Origin of the sequence: Candidatus Poriferisodalis sp., from assembly GCF_965198245.1 — a bacterium.
Taxonomy (GTDB): domain Bacteria; phylum Actinomycetota; class Acidimicrobiia; order Acidimicrobiales; family Poriferisodalaceae; genus Poriferisodalis.
In genome coordinates this window covers 3,626,829-3,649,495 of sequence record NZ_OZ240249.1, presented here as the reverse complement: position 1 = coordinate 3,649,495, position 22,667 = coordinate 3,626,829, and the positions used below count along the sequence as shown (strand labels likewise).

Annotated in this window: 16 protein-coding genes and 1 tRNA gene; 12 read left to right on the top strand and 5 right to left on the bottom strand. The window is 68.2% G+C overall.

Features of this window, described 5'->3' with window-relative positions; genetic code table 11:
* Nucleotides 1-7 precede the first annotated feature (7 nt).
* On the bottom strand, nucleotides 8-526 hold the full coding sequence (locus ACOCMM_RS16215; protein WP_419554164.1) for a DUF3090 family protein: 519 nt from the start codon (nucleotides 524-526) through the stop codon (nucleotides 8-10).
* Entirely contained in the window at nucleotides 523-1,161 is a 639-nt protein-coding gene (locus tag ACOCMM_RS16210; RefSeq protein ID WP_419554163.1) for an MSMEG_4193 family putative phosphomutase, read from the bottom strand. Before ACOCMM_RS16210 ends, ACOCMM_RS16215 begins: the two co-directional genes overlap by 4 nt.
* Nucleotides 1,162-1,245: 84 nt before the next feature.
* Between ACOCMM_RS16210 and ACOCMM_RS16205 the strand changes: the two genes are divergently transcribed.
* Complete coding sequence (locus tag ACOCMM_RS16205; RefSeq protein ID WP_419554162.1) at nucleotides 1,246-1,995, top strand: uracil-DNA glycosylase; 750 nt, start codon at nucleotides 1,246-1,248, stop codon at nucleotides 1,993-1,995.
* Complete coding sequence (locus tag ACOCMM_RS16200) at nucleotides 1,961-2,596, top strand: hypothetical protein (protein WP_419554161.1); 636 nt, start codon at nucleotides 1,961-1,963, stop codon at nucleotides 2,594-2,596. The genes ACOCMM_RS16205 and ACOCMM_RS16200 overlap by 35 nt, the downstream gene beginning before the upstream one ends.
* A gap of 23 nt (nucleotides 2,597-2,619) precedes the next feature.
* Here ACOCMM_RS16200 and ACOCMM_RS16195 read toward each other — a convergent pair whose 3' ends face one another.
* A complete protein-coding gene (locus ACOCMM_RS16195; RefSeq protein WP_419554903.1) occupies nucleotides 2,620-3,810 on the bottom strand; it encodes a Coenzyme F420 hydrogenase/dehydrogenase, beta subunit C-terminal domain in 1,191 nt (396 codons plus the stop codon).
* A 123-nt stretch (nucleotides 3,811-3,933) separates the two neighbouring features.
* Between ACOCMM_RS16195 and ACOCMM_RS16190 the strand changes: the two genes are divergently transcribed.
* Nucleotides 3,934-4,350 carry a TIGR03668 family PPOX class F420-dependent oxidoreductase gene (locus ACOCMM_RS16190; RefSeq protein ID WP_419554160.1) on the top strand — a complete coding sequence of 139 codons (417 nt, stop codon included), beginning with the start codon at nucleotides 3,934-3,936 and terminating at the stop codon, nucleotides 4,348-4,350.
* Nucleotides 4,351-4,380: 30 nt separating this feature from the next.
* On the opposite strand, the gene ACOCMM_RS16185 is transcribed toward ACOCMM_RS16190, so the two are convergent.
* A tRNA-Arg gene (locus ACOCMM_RS16185) sits at nucleotides 4,381-4,452 on the bottom strand.
* Between the two features lie 48 nt (nucleotides 4,453-4,500).
* Entirely contained in the window at nucleotides 4,501-5,391 is an 891-nt protein-coding gene (locus ACOCMM_RS16180; protein WP_419554159.1) for an ABC transporter permease, read from the bottom strand.
* Between the two features lie 209 nt (nucleotides 5,392-5,600).
* Between ACOCMM_RS16180 and argS the strand changes: the two genes are divergently transcribed.
* From argS to ACOCMM_RS16135, 9 genes are all read left to right on the top strand, one after another.
* Nucleotides 5,601-7,310, top strand: a complete 1,710-nt coding sequence (gene argS, locus ACOCMM_RS16175) for an arginine--tRNA ligase (RefSeq protein ID WP_419554158.1) — start codon at nucleotides 5,601-5,603, stop codon at nucleotides 7,308-7,310.
* 21 nt (nucleotides 7,311-7,331) lie between these two features.
* The gene (gene lysA / locus ACOCMM_RS16170; protein ID WP_419554157.1) at nucleotides 7,332-8,720 is read left to right on the top strand and encodes a diaminopimelate decarboxylase; all 1,389 of its coding nucleotides are present in this window, start codon (nucleotides 7,332-7,334) and stop codon (nucleotides 8,718-8,720) included.
* A gap of 253 nt (nucleotides 8,721-8,973) precedes the next feature.
* Nucleotides 8,974-12,042, top strand: coding sequence for a hypothetical protein (locus tag ACOCMM_RS16165; RefSeq protein WP_419554156.1), 3,069 nt, complete (start codon nucleotides 8,974-8,976; stop codon nucleotides 12,040-12,042).
* A 14-nt stretch (nucleotides 12,043-12,056) separates the two neighbouring features.
* Complete coding sequence (locus tag ACOCMM_RS16160) at nucleotides 12,057-12,941, top strand: hypothetical protein (protein ID WP_419554155.1); 885 nt, start codon at nucleotides 12,057-12,059, stop codon at nucleotides 12,939-12,941.
* A 491-nt stretch (nucleotides 12,942-13,432) separates the two neighbouring features.
* The gene (locus ACOCMM_RS16155; RefSeq protein WP_419554154.1) at nucleotides 13,433-13,669 is read left to right on the top strand and encodes a hypothetical protein; all 237 of its coding nucleotides are present in this window, start codon (nucleotides 13,433-13,435) and stop codon (nucleotides 13,667-13,669) included.
* Between the two features lie 304 nt (nucleotides 13,670-13,973).
* Nucleotides 13,974-15,755: an arginine--tRNA ligase gene (locus ACOCMM_RS16150; RefSeq protein WP_419554153.1), complete on the top strand. Its 1,782-nt coding sequence runs from the start codon at nucleotides 13,974-13,976 to the stop codon at nucleotides 15,753-15,755.
* A 21-nt stretch (nucleotides 15,756-15,776) separates the two neighbouring features.
* Nucleotides 15,777-17,165, top strand: coding sequence for a diaminopimelate decarboxylase (gene lysA, locus ACOCMM_RS16145; RefSeq protein WP_419554152.1), 1,389 nt, complete (start codon nucleotides 15,777-15,779; stop codon nucleotides 17,163-17,165).
* Between the two features lie 150 nt (nucleotides 17,166-17,315).
* Complete coding sequence (locus ACOCMM_RS16140; protein ID WP_419554151.1) at nucleotides 17,316-21,086, top strand: hypothetical protein; 3,771 nt, start codon at nucleotides 17,316-17,318, stop codon at nucleotides 21,084-21,086.
* Nucleotides 21,076-22,632: a hypothetical protein gene (locus ACOCMM_RS16135; RefSeq protein ID WP_419554150.1), complete on the top strand. Its 1,557-nt coding sequence runs from the start codon at nucleotides 21,076-21,078 to the stop codon at nucleotides 22,630-22,632. The genes ACOCMM_RS16140 and ACOCMM_RS16135 overlap by 11 nt, the downstream gene beginning before the upstream one ends.
* The last annotated feature ends 35 nt before the right edge of the window (nucleotides 22,633-22,667 follow it).

The following is a 22,667-nucleotide window of genomic DNA, read 5'->3' as shown; positions in this document are numbered from 1 at the left end:
CGGCCAATCAATCTCGGGGCGGGCGGTGCCCATTGCGCTGGCCGAAGTCGCGGCCTTCGGAGACCAGCAGCAGCGCCTGCTGCGCGAATCCGAGCGCCATCGCGTAGTCGAGGTGGAAGCGGGCGCGACCGCCAGTGCGCTCGTCGTCATCAGCCAGCTCCTCGCCGCCCGAATCTGCGTCGTCGTCGGGATCGTCGCTGTCGCTTTCGCTGTCATCGAGCTCGTCGGCAATGAGCACGATGACCTTGCCCTCGGTGTCCATGCCCGTCGCGAGACGGCCGACCGTCCATGCGGCGGTCACCGGCTCGACCAACTTGGCAAAGGTTGACGCAGGACCCTCGTAGCTCTCGCCTTCGAGAAGTTCGCTGAGCAGGTTTGCCAGTGCCCAGACCTGCCCCTTTTCCAGCTTCAGCGAGACGACGTGACCGGCTTCTGTGGCCTGCAGGAAAAAGATCCGCTGGCCAGCCGGCCCGACCGTTCCCGCCACGAAGGCGTCCGGATTGCGCAGGTCGAAATCGTCAGTCATGCCGGAGAGAGTGCTGCGAGGTCTGAAGTGCTGTTGGTGGCCAGCACCACGGGGCCGTCATTGCTGTACAGGATCGCAGTCACCGAGCACGGCGACACCACGATCCGCTGGAAGAGGTCGAGATGGGTTCCCATGGCGTCAGCTACCAGCGCCCGAATGGGGTCGGCGTGGCTGACGGCGACAACCGTCGCGCCGCGATGGCGGGCTGCCAGCTCACCTGCAGTCGCAGCGATGCGCGCCTGCATCTGGCGGAACGTCTCGCCGTCAGGGAAGCGGAAGCCGCTGGGGTAGCGCTGCACCTGTGACCACGCGGCCAACTTGCGCAACTGGCTGAGCTTGCGACCTGTCCAGCGCCCCATGTCTGCTTCGTTGAGGCCGTCGTGTATGCGCACGCTGCGTCCGAGGGCCGCACCAATCGGGGCGGCGGTCTCCTGAGCCCGTTCCAGCGGGCTGGCATACACCGCCGCGACGCGGCGTCCCCCCGCAGCAATGCGCTCGGCGGCACGCTGCGCCTGCTGGGTGCCGGCGTCGGAAAGGTGCACTCCCGGACGACGGCCGTACAGCTCGACGCCGGTCGTCGGGGTGAGACCGTGGCGGACGAACAGCAGCAGCGTGGGTCGAGGTCGGGCTGGCACCGTGCCGAAGCTACTTGTCTGGGTCGCCGCGCAGCGGCGCCAGACGGCACGCGCGCAGCGCCGGCGACTGGCACACTCGCAGCGATGAGCGCCGCATCCCCGTCGTCCGGTAACGCCTCTGGCGGCGCAGCGCTGCGCTTGCTGAACAACGAGGTCGCGGCGTGCAGGCGCTGCGATCGGCTCGTGGCGTGGCGCGAGCAGACAGCGGCCCAGAAGCGAGCCGCATTCGCCGACGAGGACTACTGGGGGCGAGGCGTGCCCGGCTTCGGAGATCCGGCCGCAGCGGTTGTGCTCGTCGGGCTGGCGCCGGCTGCACACGGCGCGAACCGCACCGGTCGGATGTTCACCGGCGACCGTTCTGGCGACTTCCTGTACGCGGCCCTGCACCGCTGCGGCTTCGCAAATCAGCCGACCTCTGAGCGCGCAGGCGACGGACTGGAGCTGCGTGATGCGTACATCACCGCTGCGGTTCGCTGCGCGCCGCCAGCGAACAAGCCCACCCCTGCTGAACGGGATGCCTGCCGGCCGTTCCTCGAGCGCGAGCTGGCGCTGCTCGTCAATGCCCGCGTTGCGGTCGCCCTCGGCGCCTTCGCCTACGGCGTGCTGTGCACGCTTGGTGGTGTGCGGCCTCGGCCCCGATTCGGCCACGGCGTGACCACCGAGGTGCCCGCTGTCGCAGGATCGAGCGGCTCGGAAGCGTTGGGCGGGATCGCCCGCATCGTGTGCTCGTTCCACCCCAGTCAGCAGAACACGTTCACCGGCCGCCTCACCGCCGACATGGCCGATACGGTGCTTCGCGATGCGCGCCGGCTGGCGAATCTTCCATCCGCCTGAGGCATGGCGGCCTCTGCTGCTGCGGGGCGCGTGTTGGGTTGCAGCGGTGTTGGCGTTGGCGGGCGTTGTCGCATGCTCAACGACCGTGATTGAGGTGGCGCCGGCGACCACCCGAAATGGCGCAACGGATTCCGACGCGCCCCTCGGCAACCCCGGCACGCTTGCCCCGCCGACCGTTCCCGGCGACGGCGCTCCCGGGGTGCTCGCAATCGAGCCGCTGATCGCCTTCATGGATGCGTGCGTCGCCGACGCTGGGCTCGTGGGACCGTGCCACTGCGCCGCCGACCGCATGGAGGGCAACCTCACTGCCATCGATCTCGAGGTCTTTGAGGATCGCATGTCGGGCGCCCTGGAATTCTCTCCCGATCTTGCCGCAGCGCTCGTCGACTGCCGTGAGGCTGGACCGCCGGCGCAATGGTCCGATGCCCAGCAGCAGGCCTACCTCAACGAGTGTTCTGCTGGATCGGACCGCTTGCGGAGCTTGTGTGCATGCTCGCTGGCCCGAGCACAGGATGTGGTGCCGGCCCACCGGCTGAGCCACTTCATGGCCAGTACCGAGGTCCGACCCGACATCGTCGACTTCATCAACCTCTGCCTGTGAGCTGACGCCGGCTGCGGCGTGGGCTACCTCTTCGTGGGTTCAGGCAGCAGCGCTGGCTTCTCCCAGGCGAACTTCGGCCAGCGGACCCGCGACTTCTCGCTGAGCTTGTGCATGAGAGCGATAGCGCCCGGGTCTTCGTCGCCGGGACGCCCGATGAGTGAGCCGTCGGCGAGCATCTTCATGATGATCTCGCGGCCGATGTCGGTCCGGACGATGGTGAGGGTCCAGTCGCTGTACTTGCCGATGCCGCCGGTCGAGATGTCGGCGTGCTCGGCGGCGAAATCGGGGCAGTGGTTGCATCCCTCGCGGGTCCAAGCGTGGCATTCCTTGAGGTTGATCTCGTAGTAGCCGCCGTCGTGGGTCCATATCTGGAAGACGCCCTTGATGTTCGTCTTGCGGATGAGATGGCGGTCGAGCCCGTACTTCTGCTCGAACAGCTCTTCGAAGATGGCCTCATCGAACGATTTCGAGCACAGCAATCCGATGTTCAGCACGAACCGGTTGCCGACCTTGCCCACCTTGCGGGACTTGGCGACGGGCACGATCGAGCTCTGGCAGCTCATGCCGACAAGAGCGAGCTTCTGGGCGCCGGCCTCGATCGCCTCGTTGTAGGCGAGCGTGTTGGCCGAATAGGTGTAGCGGCTGCCAGCGCCGCGCAGCACGTCGTCGCGGTTGAAGGCAACGCCGGGCGACGCCGTCCATTGGTTGCCCTCGCCCTCGCCGACGTAGGACGTCAGGGCGGCGTCGATGTAGCCGTGGTCGAGCGCCCAGATGAGGATCGCCGAAACCAGCCCGCCGTCCTGGCCGATCTCGTGGACGAAGTCGTCAGAGGCCCTTGTCAGGATGATGTCCTTGAACACGCCCGAAGGCTCTTCGCCCGTGCGGTGCCGACCGAACATGAAGTCGTCGGCTTCGTCTTCCCACGTGCGGAAGCGGGGGCAGGCGCGGGTGCAGCTTGTGCAGCCTTTCTGGCCGTGGCCGCAGTCTTCGAGCCCCAGCTCGGATTCGAGGTGGAACGGCATGAAGCCGCCCTGGACGTGCTCGTAGCCGATGACGTCGTGCGGGCAGGAGATCACGCAGCCGGCACAGCCCGTGCACAGCCCTGTGGTGATGACCTCGTCGTACAGCTCCTTCCACTGGAAGGTCCAGCGCGGCGGCGCGCCGCCCGATGCTTGGGGACCCCCAGTCGTTGCCCCGGTCATTGCCCCAGTCATTGCCACGATCCAAGACTATGGCAGGTGCCTCGCGAACGGTCCGGGACGACCTGGCTCGGAGACCGTGGGAACATTGGCGCTCAAGTGCTGGATCGACGCCGCGGTGCTCTAGGGTGGCCCGCCGTGACCGAGGCCGAACTGCTGGCGCTGCTGTGTGAGGGTCGGGTGGCGACACTAGCGACGATCCGTGCCGACGGGCGCGTCGATCTCGTGCCGTGCACGTACGCATTCGAGGATGATGTCGTGGTGACAGCCGTCGACCACAAGCCCAAGACGACCATGGACCTCAAGCGGCTCGACAATGTTCGACGCTTTCCCGAGGTCACGATGCTGATCGAGCACTACGACGACATGAACTGGGAGCGCCTGTGGTGGGTGCGCCTGCGCGGCCGCGCTGTGGTGCACACCGAGGGTGCACAGCACCGACATGCGATCAAGCTGCTGTGCGAGCGCTATCCCCAGTACGCCACGCAGCCACCGGTCGGCGCTGCCATCGTCATCCAGCGCACCGAATTGACCGGGTGGTCAGCATCGAGCTGAGCGCCCTCGGCCGGCATGGAGCCGGCGAAGCGCCCTCGGCAGGATTCGAACCTGCGCACATGGCTCCGGAGGCCAATGCTCTATCCCCTGAGCTACGAGGGCTGAACGTCCGGGCTGAGCTCGAATGTCCGGACTCAATGTCCGGCAAAGCTACCGACCGCCGTCGCGCCCCGCTCTTGCGAAGACGTCCAGCCGCCAACGCCGCACAAGACCGGCGCGCCGGCTGGGCGGGTTCGCTGGCGAGCCGTCGGGCACGGCTTGGGTGTACAGCGGCCGTGCCACGCGACCATCGGGCGTCATCACCCTGCGGGCGGTCCCGAGCACCACGACAGCGACCGTGAACGCGACGCCCCCCAAGATCAGGAACATCACGATCATCTGTGCTGCGACAGCGTCGAGCGCGTCGGCTCCCGCCAGGATCATGCCGGTCATCGCGCCGGGCAATGCCACCAGGCCCACCACGCTGGTGCGTTCCACCTGAGGGACGAGCGCTGATCGGATCGCCTTGCGAACCTGCGGGCGGATTGCCGAGCTGCCGTCAAAGCCCAGGGCGAGCATGGCGTCGATTTGACCGCGTTCGTCGGACAGCAGTTCCTCAATACGTGCGGCTGCAGCAATCGTTGTCGGCAACGAATTGCCGAGCAGGATGCCGGCGACGGGCACCAGCGCTGTCGGCGTCAGGGCAAAGACGCCGAGCCCGAACGTCACCGCGAGGCAGACGCCCAGCGGCACGATCACCGCGGCCACGATCAAGCCGATCGACGGTTGGAACGGTTTGAGGCGCCGTGTGCGGCGCCGCACCACACCGGTCGCCAGCACCACCATGGCGGCCACCCACAGCCAGGACCACACGAGGGCCGCTTCTGGCCGCAGCACCACGATGAGCACGCCGCCCACGGCCGAGAGCTGGACCGCTGCCCGTGCTGCCGCCACGACGACACCTCGCGTGATGCCGAGGCGCAGCCATGCCGATAGCACTACGACAGCGGCCACCAGAGTCAGGCTGGCGGCAACGTTCACCCACGTCAGGTCGAGATCCATAGCGCGAGGTTGTCACGCCGTCGAATCGCGCGGCATTCACGCCGCCGAATGTTCGGGGACACCCCGTGCGGCGAATTGCGCCGCGCCGAGAGCCGGGTGCGATGGAGGCTCGTACATCGTCGGTGCCGACGAGGAGGCAACGGCAAACTGCGGCTGTTCGGCCGCAATTGAACCCGGGATCAGCGTCCAGCAGGGGTAGCTTCGCAACGGTGATAGAGCAGGCGCTCACCGGCGCGATCGCAGGTGCCCTTGCGGGTCTTGGCATCGACGCCGACGGGTCGCGTCTCCGTTTGGAACGTCCATCGCGCGCCGATCACGGCGATTGGTCGTCGAACGCTGCCATGGTGTACGCAAAGGCGGCAAAGATGGCTCCGCGCGAGCTGGCGGAACGCGTCGTGGCCCAGCTCGAGCTCGCAGGCCTGCCGCACCTCGAACGCGCCGAGGTCGCCGGCCCAGGATTCGTCAACTTCCACCTGGCGCCCACGTGGCTGCACGAGGTGCTTCGCTCAGTGCTGCGCGAAGAAACCGAGCAGTACGCACGCCTCCACATCGGTCAGGGCCAGACGGTGAACTTGGAGTTCGTATCCGCCAACCCAACCGGACCGCTGCATGCCGGCGGAGGGCGGTGGGGTGCGTACGGCGACAGCCTTGCCCGCCTGTTTCAACGCTGCGGCTACGAGACCGTCACCGAGTTCTACGTAAACGACCTCGGCGCCCAAGTGCAGCTGTTTGGGCAGTCGCTGGTGGCGCGCATGACCGGTGAGCCGGTGCCCGACGACGGCTATCACGGCGATTACGTCGTGGAGTGGGCCAACGAACTCGCGGCCAAGTTGCGTGCGGGTGCGGGGGCCGAAGCCGATGTATCGAATTTGTTGAGAAACGCGGCGCTCGAAGAGGGGCATGCGCCGATTCCTGTCGGAACCCCCATCGAAGTTCAATTCGCTGCGAAATGGGGCATGAGGCGCGCCCTGCGCGACGTCGGCGAGTCGCTGTCGGCCATGAACGTCAGCTTCGACTGCTGGCAGAGCGAGGCCGCGCTCGTGGACTCCGGAGCCATGGACGAGGCCATGGGGCGGCTTCGCGATGCCGGGTGGGTGTATGAGGAAGAGGGGGCTGTCTGGCTGGCGACCAGCGAGCACGGTGACGACAAGGACCGGGTGCTGTACCGCAGCGACGGCGAGCCCACCTACTTCGTGCCTGACATCGCCTACCACGACGCCAAGTTCGGCCGCGGCAGTCACGTCATCGACGTCCTGGGTGCCGATCACCACGGCTACGTACCCCGCATCGCAGCAGCCATGGCGATGCTGGGGCACCCGCCCGATTCCTACGAGGCGATCGTCGGCCAGAACGTGACGCTCATGCGTGACGGCGAGGTCATCGAGCTGTCCAAGCGCACCGGCACGATGGTGGAAGTGCGTGAGCTCATCGACGCGGTGGGGCCCGACGTGGCGCGCTTCGCCTTTCTGCTGCAGTCGATCGACTCGCGTCAGACCATCGATATCGATTTGCTGTCGGCGCAGGCCTCGGAGAACCCGGTCTTCTACGTGCAGTACGCCCACGCTCGGATCGCGTCGGTGGCTCGACGGGCTGAGTCCGATGGGGTCGCGCCCGTACCGCCTGCCGGCACTGATCTGTCGACGCTCGATGGCGAGCGCGAGCTGGCGCTGCTGCGAGCGCTCGAGGTGCTGCCCTCAGTGGTGGAGATCGCGCAGCGAGAGCGGGCGCCCCACAAGGTGACGACATGGGTGCGCGACCTGGCTGGCGCCTTCCACGGCTTCTATCACGACTGCCCGATCCTGCTCCGCGACGTGCCGCCGGAGGTGCGCGACGCTCGGCTTTGCCTGACTGAGGGCACGCGCATCGGCTTGGCGATCGGGTTGGACCTCCTCGGCGTGGACGCGCCGTCGGCGATGTGAGCGGGAAGTGACGGTCCGGCCATGAGCCCTGATTCACCGGGCACCGCAGCCGGTGGCACCGATGCGCCCACCGACGATCCCAGCGACCCGATCCCGTTCCGGCTGCTGCCGCAGACCTCCGAGGTCTCCGAGGAGGGGCGCCTGCGTGTTGGTGGCTGCGGCCTGGTCGACCTGGCAGCTCAGTTCGGCACGCCGCTGTTCGTCTATGACGAAGCGCACCTGCGTGCGCGCTGCCGCGAGGCCGTTGCGGCTTTCGATGGGGGAGCGGCGTATGCCGCCAAAGCGTTCTTGTGCGCGGCCATGGCGCGGTTGGCGATCTCCGAAGGCATGGACATCGACGTGTCGAGCGGCGGTGAGCTGGCGACCGTGCTGCGGGCGTTCGATGGCGACACCGCCGAGAGCCTGGCGCAGCGGATCGTGCTGCACGGCAACAACAAGTCAGTCGCGGAGCTGGGGATGGCTCGCGCGGCAGGTGTGGGCCGCATCGTCGTCGATTCGGCGGACGAGCTGGACCGTCTCGACGAGCTGCACCGTGCCGACGGGATGGTGCCGCGGGTGTTGCTGCGGGTCACGCCCGGCGTGCGGGCTGAGACACACGAGTACATCTCGACCGGGCAGGCCGACTCAAAGTTCGGCTTCGGCTTCGGCCAGGGCATCGCGGCGGCTGCCGTCGAGCGGGCCGCTTCTGCGGCCTCGGTCGAGCTCGTGGGCATCCACTGCCACATCGGCAGTCAGGTGTTCCGAGTGGAGAGCCTCGCCAAGGCGCTGGAGGTGGTTGCGGAGTTCGCGGCCCCGCTGTTCGGCGGCTCGGGGCTGGCTGCCGGCCGTCTGGAAGAGCTGTCGATCGGCGGTGGGCTCGGCGTCGCCTACGTGGAATCGGAGCGGGCGCCGACGATCACCGAGTGGGGTGCCGTCCTGTCGCAGAGGTGGGATGCACTGAGCAACCAACACGGCCTCCGGGCGCGACTCGTGGCTGAGCCGGGGCGTGCCATCGCCGCAGCTGCCGCGGTGACGCTCTACACGGTGGGAGCCATCAAGGAAGTGCCGGGCGTACGTACCTATGCGGCCGTCGACGGCGGCTACGGCGACAACCCGCGCCCGATGCTCTACGGCAGCGACTACACGGCGTTCATGCCGGCCCGTGCAGCCGAGCCCCGTCCCGACCGGGTGCGGCTGGTGGGCAAGCACTGCGAATCGGGCGACGTGATCGTGCGTTCAGCCCCCATGCCCGTTGGACTCCAAGCGGGCGACCTCGTGGCCACGCCGGTGACAGGGGCATACGGGTACTCGATGGGCGCCCCCTACAACCGCATCGGCCGGCCGGCCGTGGTGTTCGTGGCCGACGGCGATGCCCGGCTGGTGATCCGCCGCGAAACCGTCGACGACATGCTGGCGCTGGACATCCACTAGCAGGATGCTGAAGAACGCAGGTTTCGCAAGATCTACAAGCGTCTGACCTGGGGGTTTGGGATCGCGCTGCCCTCGAATCGGGACTTTTTCAGCACCCTGCTAGATGGTTGGTTCCAAGGGGTTGGTGGTCGTATGCGACGAATGAGCGCGAACGCGGCCGGAAGTTCTGCGGGGGTGGCGAGCACGTGCAGTCGCAGCCCTGGGCTCGGGGGTCTGTGTTGCAGTGTGTCTCATTGTCTGATGTGCTGTGCTCATGGGTGTGTCGGGGTCGGGGGCGCCGCGGCGGGGCGAGGGGTGGCGGCTGTGGGTGCGTCTTGTGCTGGCCGGGGGTGTGCTGGTGGGGGCGTGGTGGCTGGCGGAGGGCGTGTTGGGGGGATCGTCGGCGCAGGCCCATGACTGCGTGGATCGCTACGGGTCGGGTGCGTTCAGCTACGGCGAGGCGGAGGGCGCGAACAGCGGCCACGGCCATTTCTGCGGGGTGCGGTCCACGACGCCGACGACGCCGACGACGGCGCCGCCGTCGAATGGGGGAGTGTCGGATCCTGAGAGCCTGACCCCGATCGACCGCAGCGGGCAGCATTCTGCGCCGCACGGCTACTGGCACGCGAATCACGCCGATCGCAGCCATTGCGGCGACGGCGACCACTATTACCACGACCGCTACACCCGCGCGCGAAGCTGCGGCGGCGCCAGCAGCGGCAGCGATGCGTGCGTGTCGGACCGTCACCGCCACACCTACAGCGGCTCGTGGTGCCATCCCGATCACACCGCCGCGAACGGCGACTGCCGCACCCACCGCGCTAACGGCACCCACGAGGCCAACCCGTGCCCCGACGACAGCGCAGACGACGACGATGACGACGACGCGTGCGTGTCGGGACGCCACGAGCACACCTACAGCGGCTCGTGGTGCCATCTGGACCACACCGAGGCGAACGGCGACTGCCGCACCCACCGTGCTGACGGCACCCACGAGGCCAACCCGTGCCCCGACGACGCAGACGCAGACGGCGGCGGCGGGGGGTGCTCGGTGGCGCTGGGGGCGCTGGGGGCGGGCACGGTGACCCGCAGCGGGACATGGGCCGCGGGGTGCACCTCGGACAACCGGGGCTCCGCGCAGGTGCCCTACCGGGCGGTGCGGTACACGTTCTCTGTCGCCGGCGCGGCGACCGCGACGGCGGGGGTGTCCTCGTCCACCGACGCCTATGTGTACCTCACCAACGCGGACCGCAGCTTGTCGCGCCACGACGACAACTCAGGCGCCCACAGCGGCGACGCGCTGCTGTCAGCGGTCAGCCTCGCCGCAGCCGGCTACACCGTCGAGGCGACCACCGCGGCGCCCCGCCAGGACGGCGCGTTCACCATGACCCTCACCATCGCAGACGCCCCCGACCCGCCCCCAGATGTGGTCATCAGCGGCCTCGCCGACGCGTCGGCGACCCCCGCCGCGGGCGCCGCCACCGCCGAGGCGTCCGACACGTTCAGTGTCGCCCCCGCCGACGCGACGTGCACCGCGACGCCCCACGGCGCCGCGATCGCACCCGCCGCAGGCACATCGCGCACCGTGACCCACACCGTGGCCGCGGGCACCACCGTCGCGGTCACGGTGACCTGCACGACAAGCACCAGCACCGCCACCGCCGACGCCCGGTTCACCGCCGACGCCGCGCCCGTCCCCGACGTCGAGATCGACGGCCTCGACCACGCTTCTGCGACCCCCGCCACAGACTCGACCAGCGCCGAAGTGTCCGACACGTTCGGTGTCACCCCCGCCGCAGCGCGATGCAGCGCCCAAGCCACCCCAGGCACCCCCCAGGTCGCACCCGCCACAGGCGCGTCGCGCACCGTCACCCTCGACGTGGCCGCCGGCACCGCCGTATGGGTCATCGTCATCTGTGACCACCGCACCAACCGCGACCTCGCCGCCACACGATTCACCGCCCACCCCACACCCACAAACACCGACACAACGACCCCCCCGCCCGCCGCCACACCGACCCCGCCGACGACCACCACACCGACCGCGAACAGCGACGACTGCAACGACACCCTCGGCACCCTCACCGCCACCGCCACCGCCACCACCAGCGGCACCCTCGCCGCCACAGACGGCTGCACCTCGACCCGCCACCCCCGAAAAACCGCCACCAGCACCTATCAGGCCCGCCGGCACACCTTCACCCTCAACAGCCCGGGCTGGGTCACCATCACCCTCGAGTCAGCAGCGACGAACACCCAGCGCATCGACACCTACCTGGTACTCCTGCGAGGCCACGCACCCGACGGCACCGGCACCTACATCACCCACAACGACGACGCCCAAAACGCCGCCACCCACAGCCTGCACTGGCGCGACAGCCGTCTCGCCGACGTGTTCCTCCGACCCGGCCACTACACCATCGAGGCCACCACCTACCACGCCCACAGCACCAACAACCCCACCCGCACCACCGGCGACTACACCCTCACCGCCACCGTCGACCACACACCACGCGCCGCGGGCCAGCCTGCCGAGGTGCGCGTCGAGAACGGCACCGAGGTGACCAGCACTTGGAATTTCCAGCCCGGTGCTGCCACAGTCCAGATCGCGTCGGCGTTCCCCGAGGGGATCTCCGCTGCTGTCACCCGTTATGCCGGCACAGCCACCCTGACGGCCACCCCCGCCAGAGTCGGCCAATTTGCGGTGCTGGTGACCTACGCCAACAGACCGGGCACCCTCACCAAATCCACCACCATCAACTCGTACTGCCCAGACGGCCAGATCGAACTCCCCTCAGGCTGCGGCACAGAACTGGAACCCTTGGACAAGGGTGCGGACAAGATCGTAAGGAATCCGCCGAACGGCTACGCGCCCAATTCTGCGTGTCACGAAACCGCCTTGACCGAATCCAGGTCGCATCTGTGGTGCAGGCGGGTCCAGGACATGCGGACGTACATCTTGAGGTCGGACCCGCGGATCGTGGAGACAGGGGATCGGATCGTCACGAGCAATGGAGACTTCGGCCGCATTCTGATGATCAAGCCGGACGGCTTCTCCGAGGGAGATCCGTTGGAGGCGCTCGAGGGCTGCCAGCCGATCACCGCCGAGCACTGGCAGTGCGACTACTACTCGGACCAGCTGTTCCAGACTGAGTTGGAATACGGTTCGCTCTTGGACCCGGATTATGTCGTGCCCGCGCTGCGCCGGGGCGTGCTGGATCCCGCCGGGAGGCTCAGCCTGTGCGGGGCTTTCTATTTGCGAGCGCGACTCACCCCGAGTCCACAGGCAACAGCCGCGGCGGTCGGCGTGTGCACCGCGGCTGTGGTTCCGCCGAGTTCATGAAGGGAGGTGAGCAGATGACGTATGGACAAGAGAAACAGGCAAACAGCGAGCCGAGGGCCATTGCGGGCGCTGGCTTGAATCACAGGAGTGCATTGAGGAACGTGGCGGCGGTGTTGATGGCCGCAGCCGGGCTATTGGTGGGCTGCTCCGATGCTGGCGACGGTGTGTATGAGAAAGCGTTGTCGTTGGTTGCTGAGGAATCGGGAGCTAGTCCGGCACTCGACGGCTCAGTAGGTGCTGGTGCCGAGTCCGATCTTCATGACCTTTGGTATCAGGAGCTCCGGGACGGCCCCGCCGTCCAGCATCTGGGGGTAGCCCGGTTGCTGAGCGAATTCGGAGCGATTGAGCTGCTCGACAGCTATATCGTCAACATTCCCACCGGTGCCTTCTTCCTGCCCAATTTCGAGCTGCAGGCTGCGATGTCTGCGTCACGGATCATGCATGACAGTGCAGGTGATGAGGCGAGAGTCGTGTACGACTTCGAACGCGAGCTGTTGTCCACTGTGCGCAACGCCGAGCTGTTCTGGTCGCCAGCGCCTTCTGAACCTGACCCGTTGCACGAGGCGTTCTTCAAGGTCTTCGAGGAATGCGGCCGGGACTCGCCGTGGCCAGAGGTGAAGCTGGCCGATCGAGAAGGCAACTCCGCGGGCGATGTGCTGCACATCGACCGTGAATCGGGCATCTCGCACTACGAGTACAGAGAATTGCTGCACGTGTGCGGCAGGTACGCAGCGACCTACCCGACACTTGACCCAGAAGTCCGCGACGAGTTGTTGTCATCCCAGCGAACATACTTCGCTCAAGGGATCCTCGACCGGCTGGACGACGTGCGATGGCCAGTGGAGGTGCCCGAGAGGTATCAGGCCGAGATCGACGGGTTGCGGAAGAGCGGTTGGTAGCTGCCCTTGGCGGTTTGGCGTTCCTTTGGGCATGCTGTTGGCGGGTCTATGAACGGCTGGGGACCCCTGCGAACGAGATCGACGACTCAGTGCTCCAGATCGTGTGAGTGGCTGAGCGCGAACAGCATGAGCCTCGCTGATCGGCTGGGCTTCGATGCGTCCTGAACACTCCAGGAAGAGGCGCTATGGCGGACTGACGGTTGTGGCGGGGGCGGCGTTGCTCGCTGGGGCGTGCACGGGCACGCCTCGGACCCAGCCCGAGATCGGCGAACCGGTTACGGCCCCAACGACTCCGACCAGCACCGTCCCATCACGCCAACACCGACAGGCGTCGCCTGCCGAGACAACGCTCTCGGCAGGCGACGCACATACACCACCGGCGCCGTTGCGTACCGCCGACCAAGCCGGGCATCCCGGCGAATATCAGCCCGCTGGCCGCGCCGTTCATCTCTTTCACCGACGACGACGGAGCCGGGCAAAAGAGGTTTGTCGTGTTCCCTGAGTCGTTCTTGGGGACGACGACAACGCTGTACCGAGCGGTGTCGGTGAATGTCGATGTGGACACGACCGGCGCGGGCTCGTGGCATGAGGACGACTACGGGCCGCACGATCGGGTGCTGCTGGTGAGGGTTTGCCGTGCGCTCGGACCGGAAGCGGGCGGAGCGTGCCGATGGCACAGCGCTCATTCGAGCAATCTCGCGGCGAAATTGCGCGATGCGGGACTCTAGGGCCTTGCGCCGAGTGCCGTGGGCCGGCTGGTTCGCGGCTGTGCTGGTCGCTTGGGGGTGCACCGGCGGCGCCGCGAACACGACGGCGACAACTCCCCCAGTGCCCGAGAACTCGGCCCAGTCGACCGCTGATGCTGTGCAGAGTCCGCGTCACGATTCCGTTGAGGCAGTCCCCGGCGGGGCTGAGCCGGGTGCGATGGAGGCTCGTACATCGTCGGTGCCGACGAGGAGGCAACGGCAAACTGCGGCTGTTCGGCCGCAATTGAACCCGGGATCAGCGTCCAGCAGGGGTAGCTTCGCAACGGTGATAGAGCAGGCGCTCACCGGCGCGATCGCAGGTGCCCTTGCGGGTCTTGGCATCGACGCCGACGGGTCGCGTCTCCGTTTGGAACGTCCATCGCGAGCCGATCACGGCGATTGGTCGTCGAACGCTGCCATGGTGTACGCAAAGGCGGCAAAGATGGCTCCGCGCGAGCTGGCGGAACGCGTCGTGGCCCAGCTCGAGCTCGCAGGCCTGCCGCACCTCGAACGCGCCGAGGTCGCCGGCCCAGGATTCGTCAACTTCCACCTGGCGCCCATGTGGCTGCACGAGGTGCTCGGCGCGGTTCTCCGTGAGGGAATCGAGCAGTACGCACGCCTCGATAGCGGCGACGGGCAAACCGTGAATCTGGAATTCGTGTCCGCCAATCCCACCGGTCCGCTGCACGCCGGCGGGGGCCGCTGGGGCGCTTTCGGCGACAGCTTGGCCCGTTTGTTTCGACGTTGCGGCTACGAAACGGTCACCGAGTACTACGTCAACGACTTGGGCAAACAGGTCCTGCTATTCGGACAGTCACTGGTCGCGCGCATGACCGGGCAGCCCGTGCCCGACGACGGCTACCACGGTGACTATGTCGTTGAGTGGGCCGGTGAGCTTTCTGGCGAGCTGTGGCCCGAAACGGACTCGGAGGCCGATCTGCCGCGACTGTTGCGGGCAGTTGCGCTCGAAGCGGGCCACGCGCCGATTCCCCTCGGAAGCTCTGCCGAAACCCGCTTCGCCGCTAGGTGGGGCATCGGTCGGGCGCTGCGCGATGTTCGCGACTCGCTCGGGTCCATGAACGTCTCATTCGATCATTGGCAGCACGAGTCGGAATTGGCTGCGTCTGGTGCGATGGACTCAGCGCTCGACCGACTTCGTGAGCGCCCTTGGACGCGTGCCGAAGGTGGTGCTGAGTGGCTGCTTACCAGTGAAGTCGGCGACGACAAGGATCGGGTGCTTGTTCGTAGCGACGGCGAGCCCACTTACTTCTTGCCGGACATCGCGTACCACGACGCCAAGTTCGACCTTGGCCGGTTCCGACGGCTGCAACGTCGGGGCGTGACAGCAGACAATGACCTGCATAACTCCGACGATCGGAAGGTCGATCGCGTCATCGATGTGCTGGGTGCGGACCACCACGGCTACGTACCCCGCATCGCAGCAGCCATGGCGATGCTGGGGCACCCGCCCGATTCCTACGAGGCGATCGTCGGCCAGAACGTGACGCTCATGCGTGACGGCGAGGTCATCGAGCTGTCCAAGCGCACCGGCACGATGGTGGAAGTGCGTGAGCTCATCGACGCGGTGGGGCCCGACGTGGCGCGCTTCGCCTTTCTGCTGCAGTCGATCGACTCGCGTCAGACCATCGATATCGATTTGCTGTCGGCGCAGGCCTCGGAGAACCCGGTCTTCTACGTGCAGTACGCCCACGCTCGGATCGCGTCGGTGGCTCGACGGGCTGAGTCGGATGGGGTCGCGCCCGTACCGCCTGCCGGCACTGATCTGTCGACGCTCGATGGCGAGCGCGAGCTGGCGCTGCTGCGAGCGCTCGAGGTGCTGCCCTCAGTGGTGGAGATCGCGCAGCGAGAGCGGGCGCCCCACAAGGTGACGACATGGGTGCGCGACCTGGCTGGCGCCTTCCACGGCTTCTATCACGACTGCCCGATCCTGCTCCGCGACGTGCCGCCGGAGGTGCGCGACGCTCGGCTTTGCCTGACTGAGGGCACGCGCATCGGCTTGGCGATCGGGTTGGACCTCCTCGGCGTGGACGCGCCGTCGGCGATGTGAGCGGGAAGTGACGGTCCGGCCATGAGCCCTGATTCACCGGGCACCGCAGCCGGTGGCACCGATGCGCCCACCGACGATCCCAGCGACCCGATCCCGTTCCGGCTGCTGCCGCAGACCTCCGAGGTCTCCGAGGAGGGGCGCCTGCGTGTTGGTGGCTGCGGCCTGGTCGACCTGGCAGCTCAGTTCGGCACGCCGCTGTTCGTCTATGACGAAGCGCACCTGCGTGCGCGCTGCCGCGAGGCCGTTGCGGCTTTCGATGGGGGAGCGGCGTATGCCGCCAAAGCGTTCTTGTGCGCGGCCATGGCGCGGTTGGCGATCTCCGAAGGCATGGACATCGACGTGTCGAGCGGCGGTGAGCTGGCGACCGTGCTGCGGGCGTTCGATGGCGACACCGCCGAGAGCCTGGCGCAGCGGATCGTGCTGCACGGCAACAACAAGTCAGTCGCGGAGCTGGGGATGGCTCGCGCGGCAGGTGTGGGCCGCATCGTCGTCGATTCGGCGGACGAGCTGGACCGTCTCGACGAGCTGCACCGTGCCGACGGGATGGTGCCGCGGGTGTTGCTGCGGGTCACGCCCGGCGTGCGGGCTGAGACACACGAGTACATCTCGACCGGGCAGGCCGACTCAAAGTTCGGCTTCGGCTTCGGCCAGGGCATCGCGGCGGCTGCCGTCGAGCGGGCCGCTTCTGCGGCCTCGGTCGAGCTCGTGGGCATCCACTGCCACATCGGCAGTCAGGTGTTCCGAGTGGAGAGCCTCGCCAAGGCGCTGGAGGTGGTTGCGGAGTTCGCGGCCCCGCTGTTCGGCGGCTCGGGGCTGGCTGCCGGCCGTCTGGAAGAGCTGTCGATCGGCGGTGGGCTCGGCGTCGCCTACGTGGAATCGGAGCGGGCGCCGACGATCACCGAGTGGGGTGCGGTCCTGTCGCAGAGGTGGGATGCGCTGAGCAACCAACACGGCCTCCGGGCGCGACTCGTGGCTGAGCCGGGCCGTGCGATTGCCGCGGCGGCTGCCTTGACGCTCTACACGGTGGGTGCCATCAAGGAGGTGCCGGGAGTACGGACCTATGCGGCCGTCGACGGCGGCTATGGCGACAACCCGCGCCCGATGCTCTACGGCAGCGACTACACGGCGTTCATGCCGGCCCGGGCAGCAGAGCCACGCCCAGCTCGGGTGCGGCTGGTGGGCAAGCACTGCGAATCGGGCGACGTGATCGTGCGTTCAGCCCCGATGCCCGCTGGACTCCAAGCGGGCGACCTCGTGGCCACGCCGGTGACAGGGGCATACGGGTACTCGATGGGCGCCCCCTACAACCGCATCGGCCGGCCGGCCGTGGTGTTCGTGGCCGACGGCGATGCCCGGCTGGTGATCCGCCGAGAGACCGTCGACGACATGGTGGCGCTGGACATCCACTAGATGGTTGGTTCCAAGGGGTTGGTGGTCGTATGCGACGAATGAGCGCGAACGCGGCCGGAAGTTCTGCGGGGGTGGCGAGCACGTGCAGTCGCAGCCCTGGGCTCGGGGGTCTGTGTTGCAGTGTGTCTCATTGTCTGATGTGCTGTGCTCATGGGTGTGTCGGGGTCGGGGGCGCCGCGGCGGGGCGAGGGGTGGCGGCTGTGGGTGCGTCTTGTGCTGGCCGGGGGTGTGCTGGTGGGGGCGTGGTGGCTGGCGGAGGGCGTGTTGGGGGGATCGTCGGCGCAGGCCCATGACTGCGTGGATCGCTACGGGTCGGGTGCGTTCAGCTACGGCGAGGCGGAGGGCGCGAACAGCGGCCACGGCCATTTCTGCGGGGTGCGGTCCACGACGCCGACGACGCCGACGACGGCGCCGCCGTCGAATGGGGGGTCGGCGCCCGATCCTGAGAGCCTGACCCCGATCGACCGCAGCGGGCAGCATTCTGCGCCGCACGGCTACTGGCACGCGAATCACGCCGATCGCAGCCATTGCGGCGACGGCGACCACTACTACCACGACCGCTACACCCGCGCGCGAAGCTGCGGCGGCGCCAGCAGCGGCAGCGACGCGTGCGTGTCGGACCGTCACCGCCACACCTACAGCGGCTCGTGGTGCCATCCCGATCACACCGCCGCGAACGGCGACTGCCGCACCCACCGCGACGACGGCACCCACGAGGCCAACCCGTGCCCCGACGACAGCGCAGACGACGACGATGACGACGACGCGTGCGTGTCGGGACGCCACGAGCACACCTACAGCGGCTCGTGGTGCCATCCCGACCACACCGCCGCGAACGGCGACTGCCGCACCCACCGCGACGACGGCACCCACGAGGCCAACCCGTGCCCCGACGACGCAGACGCAGACGGCGGCGGCGGGGGGTGCTCGGTGGCGCTGGGGGCGCTGGGGGCGGGCACGGTGACCCGCAGCGGGACATGGGCCGCGGGGTGCACCTCGGACAACCGGGGCTCCGCGCAGGTGCCCTACCGGGCGGTGCGGTACACGTTCTCTGTCGCCGGCGCGGCGACCGCGACGGCGGGGGTGACCTCGTCCACCGACGCCTATGTGTACCTCACCAACGCGGACCGCAGCTTGTCGCGCCACGACGACAACTCAGGCGCCCACAGCGGCGACGCGCTGCTGTCAGCGGTCAGCCTCGCCGCAGCCGGCTACACCGTCGAGGCGACCACCGCGGCGCCCCGCCAGGACGGCGCGTTCACCATGACCCTCACCATCGCAGACGCCCCCGACCCGCCCCCAGATGTGGTCATCAGCGGCCTCGCCGACGCGTCGGCGACCCCCGCCGCGGGCGCCGCCACCGCCGAGGCGTCCGACACGTTCAGTGTCGCCCCCGCCGACGCGACGTGCACCGCGACGCCCCACGGCGCCGCGATCGCACCCGCCGCAGGCACATCGCGCACCGTGACCCACACCGTGGCCGCGGGCACCACCGTGACGGTCACGGTCACCTGCACGACAAGCACCAGCACCGCCACCGCCGACGCCCGGTTCACCGCCGACGCCGCGCCCGTCCCCGACGTCGAGATCGACGGCCTCGACCACGCTTCTGCGACCCCCGACACAGACGCGACCAGCGCCGAAGTCGCCGACACGTTCGGTGTCACCCCCGCCGCAGCGCGATGCAGCGCCCAAGCCACCCCAGGCACCCCCCAGGTCGCACCCGCCACAGGCGCGTCGCGCACCGTCACCCTCGACGTGGCCGCCGGCACCGCCGTATGGGTCATCGTCATCTGTGACCACCGCACCAACCGCGACCTCGCCGCCACACGATTCACCGCCCACCCCGCACCCACAAACACCGACACCACAGACACAGGCACCACGCCGCCCGCCGCCACGCCGCCCGCCACCACGCCGCCCGCCGCCGCGCCGGCGTGTCCCAGCGGCGGCGCCTCCGGCGGCGCGACGACGCGCAGCGCCACGTCGGGGCCGCCGGGCTCTGGGGGCGGGTCGTGCCCCGCGCCCGAGCCTGCCGACCGGTGCAGCACCGCGTTGAGCCCCGGCGAGCCCGGCGCCGATTCCCACACCGGCTCGATCACCAACGACACCGAGTGCACGTCGAGCTTGCGCCCGTCGAGCTCGAGCACCTACTACGCCCGCCGGCACACCTTCACCCTCGACGCGCCCGGATGGGTCACCGTCGACCTGCGATCGGACCCTGCGGAGAAACCCAGGCTGGACACCTACCTGGTGCTCTCAGGAGACAGCCTGGACCGGCCGATCCGCAACGACGACGCCCGCGACCCCAACGGGTACCGCTACGACAGCCGCGTCGGGCCGCGGCTGCTGCCCGCAGGCGACTATGTCGCGGAGGCGACCACGTACGGGATCGGCGATACCGGCAGCTACACCCTCACCGCCGAAGTCACCGCCGCCGGCCTCGCCGAATCCCACACCGCCACCGTGGGCGCCGCCGAGACCGTCACCTTCCGCTACTGGCCCCCAGACGCCCACATCGCCGTGCGCGCCGCTGCCAACGAGGAACTCCGACCCGCAATCAACGCGAACGCCGGCACCGCCACCGTCACCTTCACACCGCGCCTCGCCCACAACCACCGAGACATCACCATCCGCATACAAAGCGACAACAGCAACCGCACCCGGCTGCTCGACATCACCCTCGACGCGGACTGCGGGACGGGAGAATCCCCGAGCGTGAACAACACGGTGCTGTGCATCAGCAGCACGGCGAACCAAGGCTCGCCGCTGAGCCGAGCGCAGTATCGGGTGACCCCCGGCACCCTCAACGGGGTCCTGGCATCCGCCGAAGCCGTCTTGGCAGCGCGCAGCGACCGCGACACATGCGGGCTGAGCGTGAACAAGCTGGCTGCGTTCATGCTGTCGATCGGGTATCACGAGATCGGCTCGGGCACCGCTGGCTCGGCGGCGCCGTCGCCGATGACGCTCGGCCGCGCGGATACTCACGGGCTGCGTACCGACAACCTCTACAACTACGTGAACGACAGCGTCACCGCGGAGCCGCGACGGGCATATTTCCATCCCGGGGTGGGCTGGTGGCAGCTCGACGACGCCGGCGGGGCGTGGAGAACCCTCAACCACGGCCAACGCGCCGACACCAGCATCGGGCCGAGAAATGCCGAAGGGAGAGATCTGGACCCCGATGACACCGGCGCGGAGGTGATCGCGGACGATTTCGCCGACGCGTACTGCGGCGGCTGGGGCGGCGTAACCGGAACCACGGCGGTCGGGAAACGCATCGCGCACAGCTCGGGCTGGGGCGCGTGCGCTGCGGGGCAGTGCCTGAGGACATACAACAGGCTGTATCTCACTTATGCAGACGGTTTCGACGATCTGCATGTCACACCAGCGCGCAACAGAGGGGAGTACAGCACCGATGGGGGTGTGAGCGCGCATCGGTGCCGTTGGCACGACGCGTGGACCACTGTGTTCGACTGCTTCGTCTATGACACCGAGCGCCCTGAGGGCAACATGGCCGACACGGACCGATGGGGCTATGACACCGGCCAGAGCCCGCTCGCGGCGCCGTTCGTGGCGTTCACTTATGACGAGAAGCGCATGACGGTGTTCCCCGGACCGGTCACGACCGCGCTCAAGCCCGCCGGCCACACGACAACCGGTTCATTCGCGACGTGGATCAAGGCGGTCCCCGAAGGAGCGGACGTGCGCGACGAGGAGAAAGCAGGGCCGGGGCTGTGGTCCAGCGGGGACTACGACCGGCTGAGCACTTCCACGGTTGAGACCGACGACTCGGTGCTGCAAGTCGAGATCTGCGACAACGCGGGCTGGATGCTCGCAAACGGCGACAGCAGAACCTGTGAGTGGCTGAGCGCGAACGGCACGCGCCTCGCGGATCGGCTGGGCTTCGATGGATCCTGAACGCCCCGGAGTGCGCTGCGTCGCCGGGTTAGCAGTCGTGCTGGGTACGGCGTTGCTCGCAGCGGCATGCACCGGTGCGCCGAGCACCCAGCCTGAGGATTCCGGCTCGGCCTCGCCCCCGACGGTGACTGCTTCGGCTGGTGCCGCGCTTGGTGACAACGGGCAAACCCCACCGCAGGACACAGCGGGCCCAGCAGCCGATCCGCACCCGCCGTCACCGCCGATGCCGTCGCGCACCGCTGACGCCACCGGACCGTTCGGCCGTCCGGATCTGTGGATCGGCGCTGGACCCCCCACCACCGGCCTGCAACGCTCCTTGGGGGCCGGTGACATCCCTGGGACGCTGCTGAGCTTTGGAGGCACCGCGCCGGGTGCTGAGTATGCGGTGCGCGATACGTGCGATCTCCCGGACTTGTTGGCGAAAGCCGAGGCAGCGGGAACTGCGTTTTGGCTGAATCCATGGTTGGCGGATCGCTTGGAGCGCTGTATGTCGTTGCATCGCTTCGAGGTGACCTATGGGACGTCGAGCCGCAACTGGAGGTACTTCGCGACGCGCGCACGGGCAGAGCAGTGGATCGCGCGGCAGCAGGACGACACGGCCCGCAGGACGACGCTGCCGACCGACACGTCCCCGTTCGGCGTCAAGAGCAGCCATTCGCCATTCGGGATCATGTACGCGCCCTTCGACGTGCCGGTTGATGAGGTCCAGGTGCTGCCCGACACGGTTGCGGTGTCGGGCAGTGTGCTGCGCGGTCTGGTGCGCAACTGGTCACGGCGCCTGTGGGCGTATGAGGTGACCGTGTCCGCCGGGGAGCAGGCATTCGAGTGGCCGTTGTCGGTTCAGCCCGGCGAGGTCGCACCCTTCGAGATCACAGGCTGGGACGGACCCACCGATCCCGAACAGATCCAGTTCACCGTCGACGCCGAGATGTCATGGCACACGGACCCGTCGCGGGCGTTCAGGGACAGATTTGAGATTCCACTGGCGCTCGAGGTCGGCGAGCTGAGGCGTCGGTTGTTGCCTGATGGGGCGCGGGATCGCTATGCGCACGTTACCGGCGATGTTCCACGGGGTTCGGTGTCGGCCGGGTCCGTGGAGTTGCCTTCGATTTCCCTAGGGCGTTCCAATTCGCATCTGAGCCTGCACGACGTCTACGGGGTCTTCGCCATTGGCGATCTGCGCGGTTATGGGGCAGTGTTCGACAGCCGGGGGCGCATTGTCGATGTGGGCCCCGCGCCGGCCGTGGGCGCGGCTGATACCGACGGCAGAGGCGCAGTAGTGCGGTTCGAGGAAATCACGCACCTGCCGCACCCGCTGGCGGCACCCCGTCCTGGGTCCCAACTCGCCGCCATCGTGGTGGTGCTGTTCGACATCCACAGCGCCGTGCGGATCGGAGACGAATGCGGCGCGCCCGGCATCGAATACCGCGCAACGGCATATTTCATCGATGAAATCGACGAGCGGAACGGACCGCGCGTGGAGCTGGTCTGTGGCGGGTTCATCACCTGGATCGGTGCCGCGCATCCCGAACGCGCCAAACAGTGAGCACCGCGGCCGACCTCGCACCGGCAGGCCTTGGC